The organism is Bradyrhizobium sp. SPXBL-02 (assembly GCF_051853065.1).
Classification (GTDB): Bacteria; Pseudomonadota; Alphaproteobacteria; order Rhizobiales; family Xanthobacteraceae; genus Bradyrhizobium.
In genome coordinates, this window is record NZ_CP182474.1 from 1595918 (window position 1) to 1621181 (window position 25264).

At 65.0% G+C, this 25264-nt stretch carries 25 protein-coding genes and 2 pseudogenes; 11 read left to right on the top strand and 16 right to left on the bottom strand.

The features are described from left to right. Positions 1-238 precede the first annotated feature (238 nt). The 5 genes and pseudogenes from ACNJYD_RS07510 to napE all read right to left on the bottom strand — a co-directional run bounded on the left by ACNJYD_RS07510 (position 239) and on the right by napE (position 4441). Positions 239-892: a NapC/NirT family cytochrome c gene (locus ACNJYD_RS07510; RefSeq protein ID WP_172784687.1), complete on the bottom strand. Its 654-nt coding sequence runs from the start codon at positions 890-892 to the stop codon at positions 239-241. Then, positions 889-1359, bottom strand: a complete 471-nt coding sequence (locus tag ACNJYD_RS07515) for a nitrate reductase cytochrome c-type subunit (RefSeq protein ID WP_260382177.1) — start codon at positions 1357-1359, stop codon at positions 889-891. Before ACNJYD_RS07515 ends, ACNJYD_RS07510 begins: the two co-directional genes overlap by 4 nt. Beyond that, a pseudogene (gene napA, locus ACNJYD_RS07520) lies at positions 1356-3868 on the bottom strand (nitrate reductase catalytic subunit NapA). The gene ACNJYD_RS07515 and the pseudogene napA overlap by 4 nt, the downstream one beginning before the upstream one ends. A gap of 16 nt (positions 3869-3884) precedes the next feature. Next, positions 3885-4229: a chaperone NapD gene (locus ACNJYD_RS07525; RefSeq protein ID WP_439365786.1), complete on the bottom strand. Its 345-nt coding sequence runs from the start codon at positions 4227-4229 to the stop codon at positions 3885-3887. A gap of 26 nt (positions 4230-4255) precedes the next feature. Then, a complete protein-coding gene (napE, locus tag ACNJYD_RS07530; protein ID WP_018318384.1) occupies positions 4256-4441 on the bottom strand; it encodes a periplasmic nitrate reductase, NapE protein in 186 nt (61 codons plus the stop codon). Between the two features lie 267 nt (positions 4442-4708). On the opposite strand from napE, the gene ACNJYD_RS07535 reads away from it, so the two are divergent. Beyond that, positions 4709-5914 carry an LLM class flavin-dependent oxidoreductase gene (locus tag ACNJYD_RS07535; RefSeq protein ID WP_439365787.1) on the top strand — a complete coding sequence of 402 codons (1206 nt, stop codon included), beginning with the start codon at positions 4709-4711 and terminating at the stop codon, positions 5912-5914. Positions 5915-6101: 187 nt separating this feature from the next. On the opposite strand, the gene ACNJYD_RS07540 is transcribed toward ACNJYD_RS07535, so the two are convergent. The 4 genes from ACNJYD_RS07540 to ACNJYD_RS07555 all read right to left on the bottom strand — a co-directional run bounded on the left by ACNJYD_RS07540 (position 6102) and on the right by ACNJYD_RS07555 (position 8749). Next, positions 6102-6365, bottom strand: a complete 264-nt coding sequence (locus ACNJYD_RS07540) for a GlsB/YeaQ/YmgE family stress response membrane protein (RefSeq protein ID WP_172784682.1) — start codon at positions 6363-6365, stop codon at positions 6102-6104. Between the two features lie 40 nt (positions 6366-6405). Next, on the bottom strand, positions 6406-6858 hold the full coding sequence (locus tag ACNJYD_RS07545) for a YidB family protein (protein ID WP_172784681.1): 453 nt from the start codon (positions 6856-6858) through the stop codon (positions 6406-6408). 137 nt (positions 6859-6995) lie between these two features. Further along, the gene (locus tag ACNJYD_RS07550; protein ID WP_172784680.1) at positions 6996-7475 is read right to left on the bottom strand and encodes a DUF2269 family protein; all 480 of its coding nucleotides are present in this window, start codon (positions 7473-7475) and stop codon (positions 6996-6998) included. Next, on the bottom strand, positions 7475-8749 hold the full coding sequence (locus ACNJYD_RS07555) for an SDR family oxidoreductase (RefSeq protein ID WP_439365788.1): 1275 nt from the start codon (positions 8747-8749) through the stop codon (positions 7475-7477). The genes ACNJYD_RS07550 and ACNJYD_RS07555 overlap by 1 nt, the downstream gene beginning before the upstream one ends. Before the next feature lie 221 nt (positions 8750-8970). Here ACNJYD_RS07555 and ACNJYD_RS07560 point away from each other — a divergent pair, with 221 nt between their 5' ends. Next, entirely contained in the window at positions 8971-9753 is a 783-nt protein-coding gene (locus ACNJYD_RS07560; RefSeq protein WP_172784678.1) for a helix-turn-helix transcriptional regulator, read from the top strand. Between the two features lie 37 nt (positions 9754-9790). Here the strand turns inward: ACNJYD_RS07560 and ACNJYD_RS07565 are convergent, their stop codons facing one another. Both ACNJYD_RS07565 and ACNJYD_RS07570 read right to left on the bottom strand, forming a co-directional pair. Further along, positions 9791-9964 (bottom strand): hypothetical protein, encoded by a 174-nt coding sequence (locus ACNJYD_RS07565; RefSeq protein ID WP_439365789.1) that lies wholly within the window; start codon positions 9962-9964, stop codon positions 9791-9793. Positions 9965-10306: 342 nt separating this feature from the next. Then, on the bottom strand, positions 10307-11419 hold the full coding sequence (locus ACNJYD_RS07570; protein WP_172784676.1) for a helix-turn-helix transcriptional regulator: 1113 nt from the start codon (positions 11417-11419) through the stop codon (positions 10307-10309). 339 nt (positions 11420-11758) lie between these two features. On the opposite strand from ACNJYD_RS07570, the gene ACNJYD_RS07575 reads away from it, so the two are divergent. From ACNJYD_RS07575 to ACNJYD_RS07615, 9 genes and pseudogenes are all read left to right on the top strand, one after another. Beyond that, positions 11759-11959: a hypothetical protein gene (locus tag ACNJYD_RS07575; RefSeq protein WP_439365790.1), complete on the top strand. Its 201-nt coding sequence runs from the start codon at positions 11759-11761 to the stop codon at positions 11957-11959. Positions 11960-12360: 401 nt separating this feature from the next. Next, on the top strand, positions 12361-13518 hold the full coding sequence (locus ACNJYD_RS07580; protein ID WP_439365791.1) for an ABC transporter substrate-binding protein: 1158 nt from the start codon (positions 12361-12363) through the stop codon (positions 13516-13518). A 229-nt stretch (positions 13519-13747) separates the two neighbouring features. Continuing rightward, on the top strand, positions 13748-14914 hold the full coding sequence (locus ACNJYD_RS07585) for a cytochrome P450 (RefSeq protein WP_439365792.1): 1167 nt from the start codon (positions 13748-13750) through the stop codon (positions 14912-14914). 527 nt (positions 14915-15441) lie between these two features. After that, positions 15442-16392: a sulfonate ABC transporter substrate-binding protein gene (locus tag ACNJYD_RS07590; RefSeq protein ID WP_439365793.1), complete on the top strand. Its 951-nt coding sequence runs from the start codon at positions 15442-15444 to the stop codon at positions 16390-16392. 135 nt (positions 16393-16527) lie between these two features. After that, positions 16528-17691 (top strand): FMNH2-dependent alkanesulfonate monooxygenase, encoded by a 1164-nt coding sequence (gene ssuD, locus ACNJYD_RS07595; protein WP_439365794.1) that lies wholly within the window; start codon positions 16528-16530, stop codon positions 17689-17691. Continuing rightward, on the top strand, positions 17688-18494 hold the full coding sequence (ssuC, locus tag ACNJYD_RS07600; RefSeq protein ID WP_172784670.1) for an aliphatic sulfonate ABC transporter permease SsuC: 807 nt from the start codon (positions 17688-17690) through the stop codon (positions 18492-18494). The genes ssuD and ssuC overlap by 4 nt, the downstream gene beginning before the upstream one ends. A gap of 233 nt (positions 18495-18727) precedes the next feature. Next, positions 18728-19363, top strand: a pseudogene (locus tag ACNJYD_RS07605) (ABC transporter ATP-binding protein); the annotation flags it as partial. Positions 19364-19396: 33 nt separating this feature from the next. Then, positions 19397-19978, top strand: coding sequence for a flavin reductase family protein (locus ACNJYD_RS07610; RefSeq protein ID WP_212254341.1), 582 nt, complete (start codon positions 19397-19399; stop codon positions 19976-19978). A gap of 98 nt (positions 19979-20076) precedes the next feature. Continuing rightward, positions 20077-20232, top strand: coding sequence for a hypothetical protein (locus ACNJYD_RS07615; protein ID WP_212254342.1), 156 nt, complete (start codon positions 20077-20079; stop codon positions 20230-20232). A gap of 115 nt (positions 20233-20347) precedes the next feature. Here the strand turns inward: ACNJYD_RS07615 and ACNJYD_RS07620 are convergent, their stop codons facing one another. The 5 genes from ACNJYD_RS07620 to fliG all read right to left on the bottom strand — a co-directional run bounded on the left by ACNJYD_RS07620 (position 20348) and on the right by fliG (position 25262). Continuing rightward, entirely contained in the window at positions 20348-21496 is a 1149-nt protein-coding gene (locus tag ACNJYD_RS07620) for a M20 family metallopeptidase (RefSeq protein WP_172784666.1), read from the bottom strand. A gap of 254 nt (positions 21497-21750) precedes the next feature. Next, positions 21751-23136: a sigma-54-dependent transcriptional regulator FlbD gene (gene flbD, locus ACNJYD_RS07625; protein WP_212254343.1), complete on the bottom strand. Its 1386-nt coding sequence runs from the start codon at positions 23134-23136 to the stop codon at positions 21751-21753. 51 nt (positions 23137-23187) lie between these two features. After that, positions 23188-23538, bottom strand: a complete 351-nt coding sequence (fliN, locus tag ACNJYD_RS07630) for a flagellar motor switch protein FliN (protein ID WP_172784664.1) — start codon at positions 23536-23538, stop codon at positions 23188-23190. A 3-nt stretch (positions 23539-23541) separates the two neighbouring features. Beyond that, entirely contained in the window at positions 23542-24165 is a 624-nt protein-coding gene (locus ACNJYD_RS07635) for a FliH/SctL family protein (RefSeq protein ID WP_172784663.1), read from the bottom strand. Then, entirely contained in the window at positions 24165-25262 is a 1098-nt protein-coding gene (gene fliG, locus ACNJYD_RS07640) for a flagellar motor switch protein FliG (RefSeq protein ID WP_172784662.1), read from the bottom strand. Before fliG ends, ACNJYD_RS07635 begins: the two co-directional genes overlap by 1 nt. Between the last annotated feature and the right edge of the window lie 2 nt (positions 25263-25264).

A 25264-nucleotide genomic window follows, 5' to 3' on the forward strand; every position in this document is an offset into this window, starting at 1 on the left:
AACTAACCATTCGCCCCGCCCGTTCAAGCGTAGGGAGGCCGTTCCCCCGCGGCCCATCCTTCGAGACGCCCGCCTTTGGCGGGCCCTCAGGATGAGGGCGGAGCGTGTGGCAGCAGTTTCGGCAGGCGAAGATGCCGCTCAGCCTCATCCTGAGGAGACCGCTGAAAGCGGTCGTCTCGAAGGACGAGGCGCTTGCTCGGGCCCCGCTATAAGCGAGCCTGAGCTCAACAGGCCGCCCCTACTGCCAGCCGGGAACGCCGCGCATGTCGGGCAGCTGGTGGGCGATGCCCTTGTGGCAGTCGATGCAGGTCTTTTCCTTGGTGAACAGGAAGCGCTGGTGCGCCACCGAGGCCCGCGGCGATTGCTTGGTGATGTCCATGGAATCGGCGCTGTGGCAGTTGCGGCATTCCAGGGAATCATTGGCCTTGAAGCGCGCCCATTCGTGCGCGGCGAGCTCGAGCCGGTGATCCCTAAATTTCTCTCTCGTGTCGATCGTGCCGAAGATCTTGCCCCAGACCTCCTTGGAGGCCTGCATCTTGCGCGCGATCTTGTCGGTCCAGTTGTGCGGCACGTGGCAGTCCGGGCAGGTCGCGCGCACGCCGGAGCGGTTGGAGAAGTGAATGGTCGACTTCAGCTCGGCGTAGACGTTGTCCTTCATCTCGTGGCAGCCGGTGCAGAATTTTTCAGTGTTGGTGATTTCCAGCGCGGTGTTGAAGCCGCCCCAGAAGATCACGCCCGCAACGAAACCGGCCAGCACCAGGGTGCCGAGGGCGAACACCGAGCTCGGCCGGGTCAGCACCTGCCAGAGCTCGAGCAGAAATGCCCAGCTGCGCGCGATGAAGCCGCGCTTGGCCTTCAGCTCCGCATTGGGCTCGTCAGCAGTCGTCGTCATCGCCGGCCACCCGGACTTGCACGCGACAGCAGCGTGTCGATGTCGGTGAAATCGTTGCTGACCGGCGGATTGGCGGTGTTCTGCGGCACGTGGCATTCGGTGCAGAAGAAGCGGCGCGGCGAGACCGAGGCCAGGAACTGGCCGTCGCGATCCATGAAGTGCGTGATCGAGACCATCGGCGCCTGCGACTCGGCGGTGCGCGCCCGCGCGTGGCAGGACAGGCATTTGTTGCCGTTGAGGTCGACCTGATAGCCGTCGATATTGTGCGGGATGACGGGCGGCTGCTCCGGATAGTTGCGCACCTCCTTCTCGGAGGTGTTGCGGTTCGGCAGCATCGGCGGCGCCGGGCCCTCGTCGTTGAGCGGGGTCGGGCCGCGCAGGCCGGAGGTCACGGTCTGCGCCGTCAGCGAGCCCGTCCCCGCTGCGACCGCGAAGGCGAGCAGGACGATTGCGGATCGTTTCATCATGACATGTTCACCCGCTCGATGCGCACGGCGCATTTCTTGAAATCGGTCTGCAGCGAGATCGGATCGGTGGCGTCGAGCGTCACCTTGTTGATCAGCTTGGATTCGTCGAACCACGGCACGAACACGAGGCCGCGCGGCGGCCGGTCGCGGCCACGCGTCTCGAGGCGGGCGCGGATGAAGCCGCGGCGGGAGACCACCTTCACCTCGTCGCCGCGTCGCAGCTTCATGTCCTGCGCATCGTCCGGATGCATGAAGCAGACGGCCTCGGGAAAGGCCTTGAACAGCTCGGGCACGCGGCGCGTCATGGTGCCGGAATGCCAGTGCTCCAGCACGCGGCCGGTCGAGAGCCAGTAGGGATATTCGTTGTCGGGCGATTCCGCCGCCGGCTCGTAGGGCAGCGCGAAGATGCGCGCCTTGCCGTCGGGATAGCCGTAGAACTGCACGTTGGTGCCCTGCTTGACGTAGGGGTCGCTGCCTTCGCGGAAGCGCCACTTCGTCTCTTGGCCGTTGACGACGGGCCAGCGCAGGCCGCGCTCCCGGTGATAGGTGTCGAACGGCGCGAGGTCGTGGCCATGGCCGCGGCCGAACTGGGCATATTCCTCGAACAGCCCCTTCTGCACATAGAAGCCGAACGCCTTGGCTTCCTCGTTGGCGTAGCCTTGCTCGATCTCCGTCACAGGGAATTTGTCGACTTGGCCGTTCTTGTAGAGCACGTCGAACAGCGTCTTGCCGCGAACGTCCGCTTCTTGGCGATCAGCTCGGCGGGCCAGACCTCCTCGATCTTGAAGCGTTTTGAAAATTCCATGAGCTGCCAGAGATCGGATTTGGCTTCGCCTGGTGCCGTGACCAACTGGTGCCAGAACTGCGTGCGCCGCTCGGCATTGCCGTAGGCGCCTTCCTTTTCCACCCACATCGCGGTGGGCAGGATCAGATCGGCGGCGAGCGCCGTCACGGTCGGATAGGCATCCGAGACCACGATGAAATTGTCGGGGTTGCGGAAGCCCGGATAGGTCTCCTCGTTGACGTTGGGACCGGCCTGCAGGTTGTTGTTGACCTGCACCCAATAGGCGTTGATCAGGCCGTCCTTCAGCATCCGGCTTTGCAGCACGGCGTGCGCGCCGGGCTTGTCGGGAATGGTGCCCTCGGGCAGCAGCCAGAGATGCTCGGTCTTGGTGCGGTGTTCCTTGTTGGTCACCACCATGTCGGCGGGCAGGCGGTGCGAGAAGGTGCCGACCTCGCGCGCGGTGCCGCAGGCCGAGGGCTGGCCGGTCAGCGAGAACGGGCTGTTGCCGGGCGAGGAGATCTTCCCGGTCAGGAGGTGGATGTTGTAGACGAGGTTGTTGCACCAGACGCCGCGTGTGTGCTGGTTGAACCCCATGGTCCAGAACGAGATCACCTTGGTCTTGGGATCGGCATAGAGCTCGGCGAGCGCCTCCAGGCGATTGAGTGGCACGCCCGACATCTGAGCCGCCTTCTCCAGCGTGTACTCCGAGACGAACTTGACGAATTCGTCGTAGCTCATGTCGGTGGAGTCGTTGACCTTGGCGGCGCCCGTCGCCTTCTTCTGCAGCGGGTGTTCCGGCCGCAATCCGTAGCCGATGTCGGTCTGTCCGCGCTTGAACACGGTATGCGCGGCAACGAAGTCCTTGTTGACGCGGCCGGTCTTGATGATGTGGTTGGCGATCGCGTTGAGGATGTAGAGGTCGGTCTGCGGCTTGAACACCATGCCGATGTCGGCAAGGTCGAACGAGCGGTGCTCGAAGGTGGAGAGCACGGCGACGCGGACATGCGGCGCGGACAGCCGGCGGTCTGCCATGCGCGTCCACAGGATGGGGTGCATTTCCGCCATGTTGGAGCCCCACAGCACGAAGGCGTCGGTGGCCTCGATGTCGTCGTAGCAGCCGGCCGGCTCGTCGATGCCGAAGGTGCGCATCATGCCGGCGACGGCCGAGGCCATGCAGTGCCGCGCGTTGGGGTCGATGTTGTTGGTGCGGAAGCCGGCCTTGAACAGCTTCGACGCCGCATAGCCTTCCCAGATCGTCCACTGGCCGGAGCCGAACATGGCGACGCCGTTGGGCCCGCGCTTCTTGATCGCCTCCTTCCACTTCTGCTCCATGATGTCGAAGGCTTCGGTCCAGGACACGGGCGTGAACTCGCCGTTCTTGTCGTACTTGCCGCCCGTCTTGCGCAGCATCGGCTGCGTCAGGCGGTCGTGGCCGTACATGATCTTGGAGAGGAAGTAGCCCTTGACGCAGTTGAGGCCGCGATTGACCTCGGCCTTGATGTCGCCGTGGGTGGCGACGACGCGGTTGTCCTTGGTCGCGACCATCACAGAGCAGCCGGTGCCGCAGAAGCGGCAGGCGGCCTTGTCCCATTTCAATTCGCTCACTTCGCGCTCGGCGGCGAGGTTGGCGGCGAGCGCCGGTGCAGGAAGGCCGGCGGCGGCCGCGGCGATCGCGGCGGCCTCGAGCTTGAGCATCTGGCGGCGGTCGAGCTTCGGCGATGTCATGATGGCTCTCCGGCCCTTAAGTCGTTTCGATGGCGTGGAACACCAGCGCCGCGGAATAGACATGATGCAGCGACTGGATGGTGTTGAGCATGGTGCCGAGGCTGCCGGCATCCGGCGCTTCGGCGACGACGACGAGCTTTCCGCGCGCGTCGCGGGCATGGATCTCGCAGCCGGGAAGTGCCGCGATCTCCGCTTCCAGTTCGGCAAGGCGCTCGGGCCGCGCCTGCACGATGATGCTGGCGATCTCGGCGCCCGGCGGCGGCACGATGCGCTCGGCGGTGAGCACGCGGCCGGTGATCAGGGCGCGGCGGTTGAGCTTGGCACTTTTGAATGTGGCATTGTTGAATGTGGCTTGGGCCATGATGCCTGTCTTTCGCTTTGAGCGGATCAATGCGGGGAGGGTGGCGGGCCCGGAGGGCCGGCGAACATCTGGTAGATCCAGACGCCGAGCCCATAGGAGCCGACGGTCCCGACCGCGAGGACGGGCATCACGATCGCGGTCAGGAACAGGAACGCAAAAATCTCCATGCGCTTACGGCGCACGCGCGACGTCGTGTCGTCAGGGGCCGACATATTCGGTCTCTTCGGGATGGGATGGGAATCGGGACGGCATCCGGGCCGTTGCCTTGCTGCACTTCTGATGCATCCGGGCCGCCACGGCGTTGATCTGGATCAACCTGCCGCTTGCGCGGATGTCGCAGCGCCCGGGGCAAGACGAGCCCCGCTCCGCAGCCGGGCGACGAAATCATTCTCCCGCGCAGCGGAATTGCCACTGCGTAGACAGCTTCGCCTCACCCATTAAGATGAGCTCAACAAGAACAAGCGGGAGAGAGCGACGCCATGAAGTTCGGCATCTTCTACGAGCTGCAGCTGCCGCGGCCCTGGCAGGCCGGCGACGAGCTCGCCCTCTATCAGAATGCGCTCTCGCAGATGGAGCTCGCCGACAGGCTCGGCTACGACCACGCCTGGGTGGTCGAGCATCACTTCCTCGAGGAATATTCGCACTCGCCCTCGCCGGAATCGTTCCTGGCTGCGGCAAGCCAGCGCACCAAGAACATCCGGCTCGGCCACGGCATCCTCCAGCTCACCACCAATCATCCGGCGCGCGTCGCCGAGCGTGTCGCGGTGCTGGATCTGCTCAGCAATGGCCGCTGCGAGTTCGGCATGGGCGAGAGCGCCTCGATCACCGAGCTGGAGCCGTTCGGCCGTGACATGGAGACCAAGAAGGAGGTGTTCGAGGAGGCGGTCGCGGCCATCTTCCCGATGTTCAAGGACGCCGGCAGCGAGCATCACGGCAGATATTTCGACATCCCCTTGCGCAATGTGGTGCCGAAGCCGGTGCAGAAGCCGCACCCGCCGCTGTGGATGGCCTGCTCGCAGCTGCCGACCATCGAGCGCGCCGGCCGCCACGGTTTCGGCGCGCTCGGCTTCCAGTTCGTCAGCGCCGATGCCGCGCACGCCTGGGTGCACGCCTATTACAACGCCATCACCAAGCGCCTGCACAAGCTCGCCGACTACGAGATCAATCCCAACATGGCGCTGGTCTCGTTCTTCATGTGCGCGAAAACGGACGAGGAGGCACGCGCCCGCGCCGACGGCGCCACCTTCTTCCAGTTCGCGTTGCGCTTCTACGGCGCCGCGCAGAACCGCCAGCGTCCGGCGCCCTACACCGTCAACATGTGGGACGAGTACAACAAGTGGAAGCGCGACAATCCGCAAGCACAGGAGGCGGCGCTGCGCGGCGGCCTGATCGGCTCACCCGAGACGATCCGGAAGAAGCTGAAGCGCTTCCAGTCCTCGCATATCGACCAGGTCATCCTGCTCAATCAGGCCGGCAAGAACAGCCACGAGCACATCTGCGAATCGCTCGAGCTGTTCGGCCGCGAGGTGATGCCGGAGTTCCAGGACGATCCGGCGCAGGCGGCTTGGAAGCAGGGCGTGATGAGCGGCGAGATCGAGCTGGAAGAGATCGACACCGAGGCCTTCACCGATCGCTATGGCAAGCTGGCGATCAACGTGGCCCCCGCGAAGGCGGCGGCGGGGTAGCGTATAAGCAACGACAGCTCCTGCTTCGTGGCGCTGCTGCGGCAGCTGCCCGAGCCGGGGTGCAGTCTCCTTGAGACGAAGAAAGCGAAGGGGCTGCGGTCAATGGCGCCCCTTCGCCCGCTGGGATTTGGGCAGGTCTCATCGGCTCGCACGCAGGTCGCCACCGACCGGGCCGGCCTGCTGCTCTTCAGATCGCGCGCCGTTGTCGTCCGGCGAAGAGACCATACACAAAGAGGACGATGATGGCGCCGACGACCGCTCCGATCAGCCCGGCACCCTCTCCAGGACGGTACCAGCCTAGGGCCTGGCCGAGGTAAGTGGCAACGAAGGCACCGACGATGCCCAGGATGGTCGTGAGGATGAACCCGGAGGGTTCATTGTCACCCGGCATGATGAATTTCGCGATGATGCCCGCGATAAAGCCGATGATGATCGTCCAAATAATGCCCATTCTCCACTCCTCCTGATCAATGGCGACAATGACGAGGCCGTCAGCTCGGCAGACGCCCCTCGGGCGTGTACTTGTCGACCGCCTGCGGCAGCTCGCGCGAGAGCCTCGCGAGAATTTCCTCTTGCGAAAGCCCGGTCTCCTTCTCGAGTTTGTCCAGCACGTCGGGCCCGATCGCTTCCCGCAATTGCGGGGGCGAGATGTCCTTGTTCGGCCCCGTGCCGACCCACGACTGGGCTGCATCACCGTGGCCGTTTTGGTTGAATCTCTCCAGCAGCTCGCCAATTCCTCCCTGCAATAGTCCTCCAACCCCGGCCCCGCTCAGCATGCCCGTCAGGTTTCCGAGCAGGCCGCCAAGCGGTTGTTGGCCGCTGGACGGTTCGAGGGATCCGGCCCCCGGACCTCTGAGCAACTCCGCCAGCTTGTCCCGATTCTGATATCCCGCGATTGCGAGCAGTCCGAGAAGTGCGGTCATCGACGGCATTCCGCGGCTCATCGTGTAACTCCATTGTATGTAGCGCCAAACAGGTCGAACTCGGCCGGTCCGGTTCTGTTCCTGAAGCTTGCCGAATCCGGCGCCGGTCATTTGGAAGCAGGCGCAATGAGAAGCCAATCAAGCTGGAGGGTGCCGATCTAATCCCAGAATGGAATGGCCGGACGGGCGATCATCAGCCAGAAGATGATCAGCACGGCCGCGAAAGCCGGAAAGCCGAAGGCGAACCACCATCGGAAGAGATGGTTATAGCGGGCGGGCAGCTCGCTGTTGCTCGCGACCGCTGCGACGGCGAGATCGCGCATCTGCATCTGCATCCACACCACCGGGAGCCAGAAGGCGCCCGTCACGAGATACAATGCAATCGACGCCGCCACCCAGCCGTCGCCGAGGGAATACCCGCTCGACCAGGCGAGCCAAGTCCCGGTGATTGGCTGCAGGATCACGGCACTCGCCGTGAACAGGAAGTCAGCCAGCACCACCGTCCGCGCGACCCCCGCGATTTCGCGCGGGTCGCCGCGCAGATGTGCCACCAGCATGAAGAAGGCGATGCCGGCCCCGGTGCCGAGCAGGACGGCAGCGCCGATGATGTGCGCCATCTTCACGAGGAAGTAGAGCATCAGCGATCCTCCCGGATCGCCATGGCGACCAGGTTGAGCATGATCACCGGCCAGATCTTCAGCATCGGTCCCAGCGGATCGGCCCACAGTCGCGGCACCAGGACGGTGCCGATCACGGCATAGGTGAGCGAGATGATCAGTGCTGCCCAGAGTCCGTAGCGGCTCAGAGGCCGCCAGAGAATGGCAAGGCCGATGACGATGTCGGCGAGCGCACTCGCGGTGACGACGAGCGCCGCGACGTTCCCTTGCAGCCCGCCTTCAAGCAGCAACGACATGCCGATATTCCAGCCCGCGCTCAGCGAGATGATGCCTGTGGCGATCCAAAACGCGCCGAAGACGCCGAAGATCAGCGGCTTGAGCGTATACAGCCGTGCAAACCATCGTTCTTGCACCGACGCAGGCTCGCGTGCGAGCGCGACTTCGAGATCGCGCGGTGGAGTGCCGGTCAATCGACGCCAGGGCTCGGGATCGCCGGTCGCACCGCGGCGCATTTCCGCCTGTGCCGTCGTGTTGATGGGCGTTCGCCATCCCAGCATCTGCGCAACGTCCCCCGCGCGGAAAGCAACCGAAGCTGCCCAGGATGGCAGCTGCAGGCGGTACGCCGGCCTCCAGCGCAGCCAGGTCCGAAACAGCCCGACCGCGTCGCTGAAGGCGATCTGCCGTGGGCCGGCCAGATCGATGGCGATGCGGCAAGGCGCGCCCGGCTGCAGAAAGAACAGCACGGTCTCAACGACGTCGTCGAGATGCACCGGTTGAATCGCCGCCGTGTCGGGCATGACCGGCAGAATTGGCAGCGCCGCCAGCCCTCGCAACAGCGCGCTGCCGCCATAGGCGGCGCGGCCGATCACGACGGAGGGGCGCAGGATGACCCAATCGAGGTCGCGCGCCATCAAGGCGGCTTCGCCTTCCCGCTTGGTACGAGAAAAATCGCTGGGGGCATCGACATTGCTGCCGATGGCCGAGAACAGGACAACGCGGCGGACGCCTGCGCTTTCGCAGGCACTGTAGAGTGCCGCGCTTCCGGCGACATGAACCCCGTGTAGATCCCGTCCCTGGAGCGCTCCGGCCAGGTTGATCACCGCATCGACGCTCGCAAGGACGCCCTTCCATTGCGAGGGATCGGTTGTGCGGGCGACGTCGAGGCTGGTATGGCGTCGATCGCGCTCTGCTGCCGGGTGGCGCGACACCAACATACATTCGTAGCCTTCGGCCGACAGCCTGGCGTGGATCGCCGAGCCGAGAAACCCTGTACCGCCAACGAGGAGAATTCGCATGACTCCTCCTTCGATAGGCAACCGAATGCCGACAAACGGCTGATCTCATCGGTTGGACAAGGCGGGGCCACCGCACTTGTTCCTCCAGGCGGAACCGGTTAGCCCGACGAACCTCACTGGCTCTATGCCGGAAGACCCCGAGAAAGATGAGTCATTCACGCCATCGAGAGCTGCTGCTACAAATCGGCACAAGCCATAAGGAAGGCGACCGGGAGAGAGCGATGCCACCCAACGGGACAGGTTCAGGCTTTGCGGCCGGCGATGTCACGCCCGCGGTGCTCGCCATCGGCCGCTCGAATTTTCCAAACGTTCTCATCGACACGCTGCGCCGGCAGGCGGACGTCGGCCATTGCATGGTGTTCGCGCTGAGCCGGGCCGGCGCGGCAAGCTGCCTGCTCGATGCCGGCAACATCCCGATCGGCGGCGATCTCGGCGCCGCCTATGCCGGCCAGTTTCACGAAACGGATCCCAACCGCGACGCGCTGTTCGAAGGCGAGGGCGGCGCGCCGATCGTGCTGCCCCACTTCGCGCCGCGCATGTACGGGGCGCGTTACCGAAAAATCTTCTTCCAGGATTCTGGCATCGTCGACAAATGCGCGACCGCGATCTGGGCCGGCGATACCTGCTTCTACGTCAATTTCTACCGCATCGCCGCGCAGGGCCGCTTCAGCGCCGCCCAGCGCCACCGGCTCGGGACGATCGCGCCGGCGATCGCAGCCAGCGTCGCCCGCCATTTCCAGCAGGCGGAGACCGCGACACCCGACCAGAACATCGCCGCGTTGTTCGCCACGCGCGCGCCGCTCTCCGCGCTGACGCCGCGCGAGCAGGAGGTCTGCCGCCGCATCCTCGCAGGCTTCAGCTCAGAGGCGATCTCGCAAGCGCTCGGCATCAGCCTGCATTCGACCCTGACCTACCGCAAGCGCGCCTATGAGCGGCTCGGCATCTCCTCGCAGAGCGAATTGTTTGCGATCGTGCTGCGCCTGCTGACGCGCAGCATGAACTAAGGCGTCGGCAACCCTGCAGCCCTCGACGAGAGCCTTGCTATGCGGAAAGTCGGGAACGATAGGGCGCGGTGAGCAGCAGCATGAAAAGCGCTCGTTCGGCCCGGTACTTTGCGGCCGCTCGGCTGGATTCCCGGCCCTGCATCACGACCGCGCCTTGAACGGTGCAGACGCTCCAGTTCCATTTCCTGCGCCTGCGCTGCGCCAGGGTCATCTCGAAAATCGGAAATTCCGGTCCCGCCATCGCCGCCGCTTCTCGCCAGAGATCCAATTTGGGCGGAGTTGAACCCGGAGCGTCGGCCTGTGTCTTCACCCATTTGGGTGAAGCGGAGCTTGCTCCTGCCGGGGCAGGCTGTTGCAGAGCTTTTCCCTGCGGCCATCCTTCGAGACGCCCGCTTAAGGCGGGCTCCTCAGGATGAGGCTAGAGTTCGCGGCAGCAGTTTCAACGAGAACTGAAGCCGATGAGCCTCATCCTGAGGAGGCGCGTCAGCGCCGTCTCGAAGGACGAGGCGTGCGCGCAGGCCGCTGCTACGAGTCACGGGCGACAAGTCTGGCGTCAGTCCCTCAGCGGCAATTTGGGGATCGCGCCGAAGAGTGCAGCTGCGCTCTTCTGGTTCCGCGTTCCCGTCTTGGCGAGGACGGCCTTGACCTGCGTGCGGATGGTTTCGCGGCTGAGTCCGTGATGCGCGGCGATGTCGCCGATCGTCTGTCCTTGCGCAATTCCGCGCGCAACGCGCGCTTCGCTCGGGGTGAGATCGAACAGGCCACGAATGAGGGCGAGGCTCGGTGCTTGCGAGGCGGCGACCGGTGTCGCGATGAGAAGGCCAACCGCCCCATCGAAGAGATCGCGGGCTTCGCCCGGCATCGCAACGAGATGAAGGACCACCCGATCGAGATCGCTGGTGCGGCGCGCGGCGAAGGAGCATACGGCCTTGTCCGGCGCATCGAGTTGAGCAAGGCCGGAGCGCAGCAGGGTGTCGGCCGCGCGGTCCCTGATGGCGATCCGGTCCTTCGGCAGCCATTGCAGAACATCCGTCATGGCTTCGATCAAGGCGTTCGCGGCCAGAACCCGCCCGGAGCGCGTGATCGCGAGGGCCGGCAGACCGACCAGCGACAACGCCTCGGTTGCCGCCCGCATCCGCGTGAGGCGCCAGCGCGTCGACAGCAAAGCTGCCCGCGCGAGATGGGGGCGAAAGCGGTCGAGAAAATCGAGGTCCTGCCGCGAAAAGGCGGGCCGGCCGGCCAGTCTTTCCATATGGAAAACGATGATCTCACCGGACGGGCTGCGGACCGCCGTCGCGCAAGCATGCTCGAAGCCCCACTTCTTGTTCCATTCCACCCGATATGGATCGCGGTCCCATTCTTCCGGCGAAAACACCTCCTGCTCGCCGACGAAGCCTGGATGATCAAGCGCCAGGAGTCTCGGCGTCGTCTCCGTCCGGCTGGAGAGGTCGCTACGCAGGAACGCCGAGAAGGCCTCGCGGATCGACGGCGACGTCACGACACCATTCCAGACACCGGACCACTGATCGGAGTCCGTGGTGATCATGACCATGCCATGCGCGCCCGCGGCATGTGCGATTTGCTCCAGGACATCAGGCCAGAGCTCCGGAACGGTCGCTGCCTCGTGGATGCGGTCCACGATCTGCTCGAAATCGATGCCCGTCATTGCTGCGCTGGACCCATCAGATTCGACCGATCTTTCAGACGCACGGCGTGCATCTTTGCAGGAGCGTTCGTGCTTCGCTCGTCCAAGGCCCTTGATACCAACCCGCTTCAGCGGAACTCAATTGCTACTATTTCCCGGGTGGGCACCAATAGACGCCTAGCAGAAATCATATTCATATTTCAACTATTTGAGAGATATTGCGTTATCCCAGCGTCGCGCGATCTCAGGACCTGGAGGCCCGGGTGATCCGGGCTCCAGCGGGCCGTTGGCGGGGCGTTTCGTGTCTGCTCCGCCGAATAGGGACAGAGTGTCCCAGGGTCACATCCGAGGAGCAACAACATGACCCTACTTCCTGAGCTGGTTACCGCCGGGACCGACCGGCATGTCTTTGCGGTCATGACCAACACGATGCCGCCGCGAGATCCTGATGACGACGAAGAGGATGAGGACGAGCAAGACGATGAAGAAAGCCAAACCGGCGAACCGGCGGTCGTGCGCGAGCCGGACGAGGACTCGGCAGGACGCTTGGACATGGTCTGAGCTTCGGTGAGCGCGATCTCCAGCCTGCGTGCAGCGCGCTGGTCCGCCCGGCGGCTTTCAAGGTCGGTCTGATTCCGCGGGCAGACGTTGAATGGGCCACGGTTCTCGGCGCCGCAACCTATCGGCGTTCGCGGGTAGAGGAGGTGAGCATGACTCTCATATTGCTTGGAGTGCTCCTTGTTTTCGGAGGCGTGTTCCAAATGGCGTATCAGCCCATTTGGCGAGGCCGGTTCAGCGGTGGGAAGTGGCTTCGCTCCGGGAGTGATACGCTGGAGCCTGAAAGGCCCGGTAGCGGCTTCGGCGTCAAATCGAACTGGCCCGGACTTGTGATGGTCGCGCTTGGCGGCGTTTTCTTGCTGGCCGGAGCTGCCATCTGAGTTGGAAGCAGACAAGGATACACGATGGCCGAACCCGTCGAGCTGGGCCAGGCCCTGACGGGAGCGTACCGACGTTCGTGGACGCCGATATGCGTTGATGCAAGGGTGCGTATATCCGCCTGGACCTGCGCCAAATATTGCTTACGCTCGGGTTGGGAGCATCGGGGATTGGCGATGCAGCGACGGCAGTTCATCACGCTTGTGAGCGGTGCGGCAGCCGCCTGGCCGCTCGCGGGGCGAGCACAGCAGGCGCGGCGGCAACACCGCATTGCGTTGGTTCATTCGGGTATCCCTGCTGATCAGTTGACCGAGACTGCTGGCCCCTTCTGGGTGCGGCGGTTTTATCAAACGTTGCGTAAGCTCGGTTATGCCGAAGGCAGCAATATCGTCGTCCAGCGTTATTCAGCCGAGGGGCGCTCCCAGCACTTTACGTCTCTCGCCGCTGCCGTCGTTGGCAGCGATCCGCAAGTGATCGTTGTAAATCTTAACGAGCTGATCGAAGCGTTCGCCGCGGCCACGACAACGATACCGATTGTCGCGATCATGGGAGACCCGATCGCGACAGGATTGGTTGCAAACCTCGCGCATCCCGGAGGCAACCTGACGGGCGTCAGCATCGATGCAGGTTACGAAATCATCGCGAAGCGCCTGCAAATCCTGAAGGAGGCGATGCCCTCGGCCGCTAAGGTCGCTTACCTGACATCGTCGCGTACCTTGATGGATACTCCCCTGGGATTGTCGCTTCAGAAGGCAGGGCAGGCCCTGGGCATCGTGCTGAGCTGGAATTTCCTTCCGGAGGTGAACGAAGAGCAACTCCGACGGACCTTTGCCGAGTTGACGTCACAGCGGTTCGACGCTGCCATGGTTGACGCGAGCGGCAGCTTTTTGGCACGACGCGCCTCGATCACCGAGCTAGCCGGGAAACTTCATCTTCCGATCATCTATCCCTTCCGCGACTATGCGGATTCGGGTGGGCTGATCAGCTATGCGCCGGATCTCGGTGAGCTTGCCGAACGACTTGCCGTTGATGTCCACCAGGTTCTCAACGGGACCAGGCCGGGCGACATCCCAATCTACCGGCCCAGCAAATTCCACCTGGTGATCAACCTGAAGGCCGCCAGCGCCTTGAGCCTCGAAATGCCTCCGACGCTGCTTGCGCGTGCCGACGAGGTCATCGAATGAGGAAGCCATTTGCTGCGGTGCAAGGGGCTGAAAATGGCCCTTAACGAAAGTTCGCCTATGCATCGTCAGCATCCGCCGTTGTGGGCAATGCGGACCTCGCTGTCTCGCCCGCGCGTACTTTGGTCTTGAAGGTACGCCCCCCGAGGCCGCCCGTCCCAATCGCTGGGGACAGACGGCGGCTCGCGAAGGCGCTAGCCTTGGCATCAAGGAGACGACAAGGGAGCGAAGCTTGAGCACCGCGCCGCGCATCGACATCGACCCGGCCGCCTTCTGGGCCGATCCCTATCCGATGCTCGCCCGGATGCGGAAGGAGGCGCCGATCGCGTTCGTGCCGCAGCTCGGCTCGACGCTGCTGGCGAGCCGCGACGACATCTCGATCTCCGAGAAGCAGATCGACGTGTTCTCCTCCCACCAGCCCGCCGGCCTGATGAACCGGCTGATGGGCCACAACATGATGCGCAAGGACGGCGAGGCGCATCTCGTCGAGCGTCGCGCGATGTTTCCGACGGTCTCGCCGAAGACGGTGAAGGCGCACTGGACCGCCCAGTTCCAGGACCATGCGGATCGCATCATCGCTTCGCTCGAACCGGGACGGATCGATCTCATGCGCGACTTCGCGCTGCCGTTCTCCGGCGAATGCCTGAAGTCGATCACCGGCCTCACCAATATCGGCTTTCAGGACATGGACGCGTGGTCGCAAGGCATGATCGAGGGCATTGCCAATTATGCCGGCGATCCCGAGGTCGAGGCGCGCTGCCATGCGGCAACCGCGGGCATCGACGCCGCGATCGACGACATTCTGCCGGTGATGCGCAAGCATCCCGACCAGAGCATTTTGGGCGTGCTCCTTAGCTCGGGCATGCCGATGGAGAGCGTGCGCGCGAATGTAAAACTCGCGATATCAGGCGGCCAGAACGAGCCGCGCAAGGCGATCGCCGGCACGGTCTGGGCGCTGCTGACCCATCCCGACCAGCTCGATCTGGTCCTGGGCGGCGAGGTGACCTGGCTGCAGGCCTTCGAGGAATATGCCCGCTGGATTTCGCCGATCGGCATGTCGCCGCGCCGCATCGCCAAGCCCTGGACCATTCGCGACGTCTCGTTCGAGCGCGACGAACGCGTGTTCCTGATGTTCGGCTCCGCCAACCGCGACGAGAAGCATTTTGAGCGCGCCGATCAGTTCGACGTGCGGCGCGACACCTCCAAGAGCGTCGCCTTCGGCGCCGGCCCGCATTTCTGCGCCGGCGCCTTCGCCTCGCGCGCCATGATCGCCGACGTCGCGCTGCCGACATTGTTCGCGCGCGCGGGGCGCATCGAGCTCGCCGACGATGAAGAGGTGCGGATCGGCGGCTGGGCCTTTCGCGGGCTGCAGAATCTGCCGGTGAGGTGGCTGCATTAGGCCGGAAGTGCTTGGGGCACGTGGCGCGTCACACGTTCGGTGTCATCGCCCGGCTTGACCGGGCGATCCAGTACTCCGAGACAGTTGTGGTTGAATCGATGGGCCACGGCGTACTGGATTCCCCGCCTTCGCGGGGAATGACAGTGGAAGTGGGAGAGGGGGCTTCACACCTCAGCCCTTGATCCGCGATCATGCCATTCTGCTCCTGTTTTGCCCGACGAGTCAAACGTGCTTCGGATAATACGTAAGTCATTGTTTTCGCGCGCCCCGGCTACTGTGCATGGGGTTGTTTTGCGACTTTTTGTGTTCCGTTCGTCTGGCCTGGACAAAATCCGTGCAGCTCTCACATTTGCGTGCAGAAAAATTCCATCCTCATTCGCCTCGCCGCTTGAAAGATTGATCACGCGCGCAGCATGAACCGCAGTGCTCGCATCGCTATTTTCCCGGACGTCTCGACACTTCTGACGGCCCGCACCATCATTCCGCACACGTGAATGATGACGGCCGCACGCGGCCCGGAGTGTGGAATGCAGCGTCGAGACTTTCTGAAGTTGTCGGTTGGAACTGTCGCCGCCGCTGCGTTCGCGTCCCCCGCGATCGCGCAAGGCGCGGTGAAGGAAATTCGTATCGGCTATCAGAAGACCGGCGTGCTGGTCATCACGCGTCAGCAGGCCGCCCTGGAAAAACATTTCACGTCGCAAGGCATCGAGGTGAAATGGATCGAGTTCTCCTCGGGTCCGCCGATGATGGAGGCGATGAACGTCGGCAGCGTCGATTTCGGCGCGGTCGGCGATTCCCCGCCGGTGTTTGCCCAGGCCGCGGGCGCGGCGATCGTCTACGCCGCCGGCCAGCCCATCACCAACGGCCAGGGCATCCTGGTGCCCAACGATTCGCCGATCCGCGACATCGCCGACCTCAAGGGCAAGCGCATCGGCTTCACCAAGGGCTCCAGCGCTCACAACGTCGTGGTGCAGACGCTGGAGAAGGCCGGCCTCACCTACGCCGACATCACGCCGGTCTACCTGACGCCGCCCGACGCCGGGCCCGCCTTCGCCAATGGCAGCATCGAGGCCTGGGCGATCTGGGATCCCTATTTCGCGATCGGCGAGACCAAGCAGAACGGCCGCATCCTGATCAATGCGCGCGAGGTCACCAAGACCAATTCCTTTTTCATCGCCAACCGCGAGTTCGCGAAGAACCACGGTGCCATCCTGCAGCAGATCGTCGAGGTCACTGCTGCGGCCGGCACATGGGCCGAGCAGCATCGCGACGAGGTCGCCAGATCGCTCGCCGCGATCACCGGCGTTCCCTTGGATATCCAGACCGTCGCCGCCAACCGCGCAAACTTCGTGATCGGTCCGGTCACCGACGAGATCGTCGCGACCCAGCAGGGCGTCGCCGACCGCTTCTACAAGCTCGGCCTGATCCCGAAGCCGATTCATATCCGCGACATCGTCTGGCGCAACCCGGCAGCCTGACCGTGCCTACAACTCTTCCCATTTCCAAAGGTCTGAACATGAGGCGTATCGTTCAACGCATGATCGCAGCCATCGTGCTCTCGATCGGCATCGTCGCCGCCGCTGTCGGCACGACTTACGGCTAGGGGCACATCGATGACCCAATCCAACGCCAACATCCTCTGGTTCCTGCCGACCCATGGTGACGGCCGCTATCTCGGCACCGGCATCGGCGGCCGCGAGGTCAACTTCAACTATCTGCGCCAGATCGCGCAGGCCGCCGATCAGCTCGGCTATTTCGGCGTGCTGTTGCCGACCGGGCGGTCCTGCGAGGATTCCTGGATCGTCGCTTCTTCGGTCGCGCCGTTCACCGAGCGGCTGCGCTATCTCGTCGCCGTTCGTCCCGGCCTGCAATCGCCGAGCGTTGCCGCGCGCATGACCGCGACACTCGATCGCATCTCGAACGGCCGGCTGCTCGTCAACGTCGTCACCGGCGGCGATCCCGTCGAGAACAAGGGCGACGGCATCTTCCTCGCTCACGACGAGCGCTACGATGTCACCCGCGAGTTCCTGAATGTCTACAGCGACCTGCTCGCCGGCAAGACGGTGGACGTCGAGGGCAAGCACATCCGCATCGAGGGCGGCAAGCTGCTGTTTCCCCCCGTGCAGTCGCCGCGCCCGCCGCTCTATTTCGGCGGCTCTTCCGATGCCGGCATCGACGTCGCCGTCGATACCGTCGACAAATATCTCACCTGGGGCGAGCCGCCGGCGCTCGTTGCCGAGAAGATCGCCAAGGTGAGGGAGGTCGCGAGCGCGCGCGGCCGAAAACTCTCCTTCGGCATCCGTCTTCATGTCATCGTCCGCGAGACCAATGAAGAAGCCTGGCGTGCCGCGAACGAATTGATCAAGCATGTCAGCGACGACACCATCGCGCTGGCGCAGAAGAACTTTGCCCGCATGGACTCGGTCGGCCAGCAGCGCATGGCGCAGCTCCACGGCGGCAAGCGCGACAAGCTCGAGATCGCGCCGAACCTGTGGGCCGGCGTCGGCCTCGTCCGCGGCGGCGCCGGCACCGCGCTGGTCGGCGACGCCCAGACCGTCGCGGCCCGCATCAAGGAGTATCAGGATCTCGGCATTGATACCTTCATCATGTCGGGCTACCCGCATCTGGAGGAAGCCTATCGGTTCGCCGAGCTGGTGTTCCCGCTGCTCGCGCTGGAGCAGCCGAGCAACGTGACGAAGCTGCATTTCAACGGCGGTCCGTTCGGCGAGACGGTCGGCAGCGATTTCCGTCCGCAGCACCGGGTGTCGCAATCATGAGCCTGATCGACAGCATTTCGCTTCCGCGCAGCATCCGCCTGCCGCGCGCCGACGGCCTGATCCAGTGGATCGTGCCGCTCGCCATCATCGCGATCTGGCAGGTCGCGAGCGTGACCGGCTTCGTGCCGACGCGAGTGCTGCCGGCGCCCAGCGACGTCGTGCTCTCCGGCTGGAAGCTGCTGCTCTCCGGCGAGCTCGTCCGTAACATCTGGGTGTCGTTCTGGCGCGCCTCGATCGGCTTCTTGATCGGCGGCAGCATCGGCTTCGCCTTCGGCCTCGCCAACGGCCTGTCGCAGCTCTCGGCCAAGCTCACCGACACCACGCTGCAGATGGTGCGCAACGTGCCGCATCTGGCGCTGATCCCGCTGGTCATCCTCTGGTTCGGCATCGACGAGAGCGCAAAGCTCTTCCTGGTGGCGCTGGGCGTGTTCTTCCCGATCTACCTCAACACGCTGCACGGCATCCGCACCGTCGATCCGCAGCTGATCGAGATGGGCCGCATCTACGGCATGACCGACGGCGAACTGTTCCGCCGCGTCATCTTCCCGGGCGCGCTGCCCTCGATCTTCGTCGGCATCCGCTTCGCGCTCGGCATCATGTGGCTGACCCTGATCGTCGCCGAGACCATCGCGGCCTCCTCGGGCCTCGGCTACATGGCGATGCAGGCGCGTGAGTTCATGCTGATCGACGTCGTCGTGCTCTCGATCCTGATCTATGCCCTGCTCGGCAAGCTCGCCGACAGCGCCTCCCGGGTGCTGGAGCGCCTGACGCTCTCCTGGCACCCCGCCTTCCAGAAACGTTGAGCAGAAATACTGGGAATCACATGCAGACAGCGCTTCGTACCTCTCTTCCCGAGACCGAGCTCGCCAGCCGCGCCAATTTCGCGCCTCACGCCCGCGTGGCGCGCGAGGAGCGGCAAGAAGAACGCCGAGTTCAGGCCAGCGGTCTGCCGCTCAGCATCCGCGGCCTGCGAAAGTCCTACGGCGACAACGAGGTGCTGCGCGGCATCGACCTTCACATTCCCGCCGGCCAGTTCGTCGCCATCGTCGGCAAAAGCGGCTGCGGCAAGAGCACGCTGCTGCGCCTGATCGCCGGGCTGGAGAAGATCGACGCCGGCAGCATCAGCTTCGGTCAGGAGATCCAGCCCGAGGACATCCGCGTCATGTTCCAGGAGCCGCGGCTGTTGCCCTGGGCCCGCGTGCTCGCCAATGTCGAGGTCGGCCTCGGCCGCGACCGTGCTTCCAGCGATGCGCATGCGCGCGCCGAGAAGGCGTTGATCGAGGTCGGCCTCGCCGACAAGCGCGACCAATGGCCCTCGGTGCTCTCAGGGGGCCAGAAGCAGCGCGTCGCGCTCGGCCGTGCGCTGGTCTCCCGGCCACGCGTGCTCGCCTTCGACGAGCCGCTCGGCGCGCTGGATGCGCTGACCCGCATCTCGATGCAGCGCCTGTTGGAGCGGGTCTGGCGCGACCAGGGCTTCACCGCGATCCTGGTGACCCACGACGTTGCCGAGGCGGTCGCGCTGGCCGACCGTGTGCTGGTCATCGAGGAGGGGCGCATCGCCCACGACGTCACGGTTAACGCCGCCCGGCCGCGCCAGCGCGGCTCGGCCGAGCTGGCAGGCCTCGAAGGCTCGATCCTGAGCCACCTGTTGTCGGCGGACGATCGTACCTAGATAAAGGGAACCCCGCTTTCGGGGAGCAACGCCATGAATGTAGTGCCCCGCGATCTCATGACCGAAATTCCCGTCTCGTCCGCCGATTTCCGCGGCGCCATGCGCCACCTCACCGGCGGCGTCAGCGTCATCACCGCCGGGCGGGGCAAGGACATCACCGGCATGACGGTGACCTCGGTGGCCTCGCTGTCGGTCGAGCCGCCGACGCTGCTGGTCAGCATCAACCGCGACGCCTCGTCCTTCCCGCTGATCCGCCGCCACGGCGCTTTCGGCGTGAACATCCTCAATGCCGACCAGCTTGACGTCGCCGAACGCTTTGCCGGCAAGGGCGGGCTGAAGGGCGCCGATCGCTTTGCAGGCAGCCAGTGGGTGACCGCGGTCTCGGGTGTTCCGTTGCTGGCCGGCGCGCTCTCGGCCTTCGATTGCGAAGTGGAGGAGATCGTCGAGCGCCACTCACACGGCATCGTCATCGGCCGTGTCAGGGACATCAGGAGCTCGACCCGCACCGCCGCCCTGGCCTATTGGCACGGCCAGTACGTGGCGGTCGATCAGGACGAAGACGCGGCCAGGCTCGCCGATGTCAGTCTTCCCGCGCGCGGCCGGCGCGGCATTTGACCGCCGACGGCGCGCCTCGCGCAAGGCTGGTCTTTTCCGCCTCATCGCTCTAGAAGCGCTGCTTGAGCCTCCCGCCGGGATGACCATGGAGCGGATCGATGAAGCGCGTCGCGACTCTAGCCTTCTACGCCATCGGCGCGCTCGCGATCGCCTATCTCGCGCTCTACGCCTATGCGATGTTCTCCGGCTCTCCGATCGTGCCGGGCGATCCCATCCACATTTTCCGCAAGCCGGACGCGCCGAGTTATTCGTGAGGCTCGGAAGGTCTCGTAGGGTGGGCAAAGCGAAGCGTGCCCACCATTTCTACCCAGCGAAGCCAGATGGTGGGCACGGCGCAAGTGCGCCTTTGCCCACCCTACGGCACCGCGCTCAACCCCTTAGAATCGCCAGCGCCAGCGCCTGCGCGCGTGGCACGATGCTGTCGATCTCCAGATATTCCTCCGGCGTGTGCGCGAGCCCGCCGACCGGGCCGAGGCCGCAGATGGTCGGCGTGCCGACCGCGGCGGTGAAGCCGGAATCGGCGCAGCCGCCGGAGAACTCGCCCTGCAGCGTGGTGAGGCCCACCTGCCTTGCGGCCGCCTGATAGCCTTCGAACAGGGCCTTCGACTCCGCGCTCTGCACCACCGGCACGAACTCGCCCTTGATCGACAGCGTCGCGCTGGTGCCCGGCACGGAGGAGGTCGCGACGATCTTTTCGATCGCAGCCATGATCCGCGCGCGATCGGCCGGATCGACATAGCGCAAGTCGATCTGCCCTTCCGCGTAAGGCGCCGTCGTGTTGACGGACTGCCCGCCCGAGACGAGGCCGACATTGAGCGTGATGCCCTTGTCGAGATCGGTGAGCGCGTGGATCTGCACGATCTTGTGCGCGAGCTCGCCAATGGCGCTGACGCCGGCGGCGAAATTGGCGCCGGAATGCGCGGCCTTGCCGGTGATGGCCATGTGCATGAAGATGCCGCCCTTGCGCCCGGTGACGACGTTGCCCGTGGGCCGGCCCGGCTCGGAATTGAACACCGCGCGGGCCGCGCGTCCCTCGCGCTCGATCACCGGGCGCGAGGAGGGCGAGCCGATCTCCTCGTCCGAGGTGATCAGCACCTTGATCGGATGCGGTGAGCTGCCGAATTTGTGGAAGGCGGTGGCCACGAACACGTTCATGACGAGGCCGGACTTCATGTCGGCGACACCGGGTCCATAGGCGCGGCCATCCCGGATCGTGAACGGCCGCCGCCCGGCTTCGCCCTTGCCGAACACGGTGTCGCGATGCCCCATCAACAGCACCGGCTTCTCGTTGCTGCCGGGCTTTGCCACCTCGGCATGGATCGCGTCGCCGAAGGTGGCGTTGGCTTCGCGTCGGAACGGAATGCCGTGCTCGGCAAAATGCCGCTCGAACCGCGCACCGACCGTATCGACGCCTTCCTTGTCGTAGGAGCCGGAATCGATGTTCACGACGTCGCGGAGCAGGTCGATCATCGCCTGCTTCTGCGACGCCAGCCAATCCGTGATTTGAGCTTCAGACATGTGGTCCCTCGCGTGGTTTCGGGCGGGTTATAGGGCCTGACGCAGGCGCGACCTAGTCGCGTGGCGCGCGCCCGTTATGCGACGAGCGCTCTCAACGCCGTCATTGCGAGCGCAGCGAAGCAATCCAGAGTCTTTCCGCGGAGGGATTCTGGATTGCTTCGCTGCGCTCGCAATGACGTGCTGGCGGCCTGCATCAAGCAAAAATGCCCGGGTCTAGCCCGGGCATTCGTCGTCAGCTCGTGTGCTTCGAGGGATCACGCCCCCATCATCGGCATCCGCGGATATTCACCGGGCGTGCCCGCCGGCGGGATCGGAATGCCGCCGTCGGCATATTCGTTGAGCTTGTTGCGCAGCGTGCGGATCGAGATGCCGAGGATGTTGGCGGCATGGGTGCGGTTGCCGAGGCAGTGCTTCAGCGTCTCCAGGATCAGGTCGCGCTCGACGTCGGCGACGGTGCGCCCCACCAGCGCGCGCGTCACCTGCTCGGCGGCCATGGTGGCATGCGCCACGGCCGGTGCGGTCTTGGCGAGGTCGAGGCGGTCGCCGTCCGGCGTGATGATGGCGTCGGGTCCGATCTCGTCGCCCTGCGCCATCAGCACCGCGCGGTGCATGGTGTTTTCGAGCTCGCGGACGTTGCCCTGCCAGCGGTTGGCGGAGAGCACGCGGCGCGCCTCGGCCGAGAGCGGGCGCATCGGCACGCCGTTGGCCTCGGCGTATTTCTTCACGAAATGCTGAGCGAGCTCGAGGATGTCGGCGGGACGCTCGCGCAGCGGCGGAATCTTCAAGTTCACGACGTTGAGGCGGAACAACAGGTCCTCGCGGAACGTGCCTTCGCGCACGGCTTCCGCCAGGTTGCGGTTCGAGGTCGCGATGATGCGGATGTCCACCGGTACCGGCTTGGTGCCGCCGACGCGATCGATCACGCGCTCCTGGATGGCGCGCAGCAGCTTGGATTGCAGTCGGACGTCCATCTCGGAGATTTCGTCGAGCAGCAGCGTGCCGCCGGTCGCCTCCTCGAACTTGCCGATGCGGCGGGCGACCGCTCCGGTGAAGGCGCCCTTCTCGTGGCCGAACAGCTCGGATTCCAAGAGATGCTCGGGGATCGCGGCGCAGTTGATCGAGATGAACGGACGCTTGGCGCGGGCCGAGCGGGTGTGGACGTAGCGGGCCAGCACTTCCTTGCCCGTGCCGGATTCGCCGGTGATCATCACCGAGGCGTCCGAGCCGGCGATCTGCTGGGCGAGCTTGATCACCTTCGCCATCGCATCGTCACGATAGACCAGTTCGCGGGAATCATTGGCGACGGCGGCCAGCACCGCGGCGATCAGCTCCGGATCCGGCGGCAGCGGGATGTATTCCTTGGCCCCCGCATGGATCGCGGCGACGGCGGCGCGGGCGTCGTTGGTGATGCCGCAGGCGACGATCGGGGCGTGGATGTGCTCGGCTTCCAGCCGCAGCACGAGGTCGCGGATGTCGAGCGCGACGTCGACCAACAGGAGGTCGGCGCCCTTGCCCCCGCGCAGCACGCGCATCGCCTGCTCGTGATCCTCGGCATGGGTCACGGTGGCGCCGTTCTCCATCGCGATCTTGGTGGCGGTGGTGAGCTGGCCCTTCAATGTGCCAACGATGAGAAGCCGCATGTCAGTCTCCTGTCCGTCTGTTCGCGCCGGCGCGCGTCATGTCCTTGCGTGTCAGCCGCGGTCGGCCTTGATGATTTCCGTCATGGTCACGCCGAGCTTGTCCTCGACCAGGACGACCTCACCGCGGGCGACCAGCTTGTTGTTGACGTAGATGTCGATGGCCTCGCCGACGCGCCGGTCGAGCTCGAGCACGGTGCCGGGTCCGAGCTTCAGGAGCTCGCCGACGTCCATCTTGGAGCGGCCGAGCACGGCCGAGACCTGCACCGGCACGTCGAACACCGCTTCGAGGTCGGCGGCGGCGCGCGCCGCATATTCGTCCTCGTTGTAGCCGACGTCGGTGCCGGCAGGCGGCATCGGGCCGTTGAGATCGGGCAGCGGGACCTGTCCGTCAGTGTCGCTCATGGCTTAGCTCCCCCTGCGGGACGCGATGTAGCGTCCGACCATTTCGTCGATCTTGGCCGCGATGGCGCCGCGCTCCAGCACGACGCCGCCATCGGCCCATTCGATCCGGCAGTCGCCGGTGGCAATGTCCGGCTCGGCCAGGATCACCAGCCGGCCCTCGAAGCCGCTCTGCTTGGCGAGCCGCTCGATCCTCTCGCGCGCGCTGTCGTAGAGCGCATCGTTGATGCGGACGACGAGATGCGGCGTCGCGACCAGATGCGAGAAGCAGTCCTTGACCAGCGCGATGATCTCGCCGAGCGGCTCGGCGGCGACGAGGTCGGCGCACAGCTTGCGCGCCACCGCGACCGCGACCTCGACGGCCTCCGTCTCCATCCTGGTCTCGATGTTGCCGATTCCGGCGGCGACGCCGCGGATGGCGATGTTGATCTCTTCCATCGCGAGCGCGACGCGGCGGTCGCTCTCGGCCTTGGCCTCGCGCTGGCCGGCGGCAAAGCCGTCCTGATAGGCGCGCGCCTCGGCTTCCGCGACCTTCTGCGCGATTTCGGCCGCGGTCGCGGCCTTCTCGCGCGGCGAGCGCTCGGGCGCCGCGAAGTCGGTATCGAACAGGAATTTTGCCGGAGCGGCCATCAGTACACCAGCTCGTCGTCGGCGCGGTTCTTGGTCAGCATGATCTCGCCCTTGGCGGCGAGGTCCTTGGCGAGATTGACCAGCAGCGCCTGGGCCTCGTCGACATCGCGCAGGCGCACGGGCCCCATCGCGGCCATGTCGTCCTGGAGCATCTTGGCCGCGCGCGAAGACATGTTGCCGAAGAAGAAGTTGCGGACGTCCTCGTTGGCGCTCTTGAGCGCGACGCCGAGCTTGTCCTTGTCGACGTTGCGCATCAAGGTCTGGGCCGAGCCGGAATCCAGCTTCACCAGGTCGTCGAAGGTGAACATCAGCGCCTTGATGCGTTCGGCCGATTCCCGGTTGTCCTCTTCCAGCGAGGTGATGAACCGGGTTTCGGTCTGGCGGTCGAAATTGTTGAAGATTTCCGCCATCACCTCGTGGGCGTCGCGGCGGCGGGTCTGCGACAGGTTGGACATGAATTCGGTGCGCAGCGTCTTCTCCACGCTCTCGATCACCTCCTTCTGCACCGCCTCCATCTTCAGCATGCGGTTGACGACGTCGAGCGCGAGATCCTCGGGGAAGATGCCGAGCACACGCGCGGCATGCTCCGGTTTCAGCTTCGACAGCACCACCGCGATGGTCTGCGGATATTCGTTCTTGAGGTAGTTGGCGAGAACCTCTTCCTGCACGTTGGAGAGTTTCTCCCACATGTTGCGGCCGGCGGGGCCGCGGATCTCGTCCATGATGCCGTTGACGCGTTCCGGCGGCAGGTATTGCTGCAGCAGCCGCTCGGTGGCGTCGAAATTGCCCATCAGCGCGCCCGAGGCCGACATGCGCGAGACGAATTCGAGCAGCATGTCCTCGACCGTGTCGACCTCGACGGTGCCGAGCGTCGACATCTCCAGCGAGAGCTGGCGCACCTCGTCGTCGTCGAGCAGGCCCCAGATCTTGCCGCCATATTGCTCGCCCAGCGCCAGCATCAGGATCGCGGCGCGGCGCGGACCGGACAGCTGCGCGGCGCCCTTGCCGTCGGCGGCACGGCTGCCGGCGCGCTGACCGAGCGTGGAGATCACGCTGGTGATGTCGTTGGAGTTGGCGTTTTGCAAGGAGGCGGCCATGT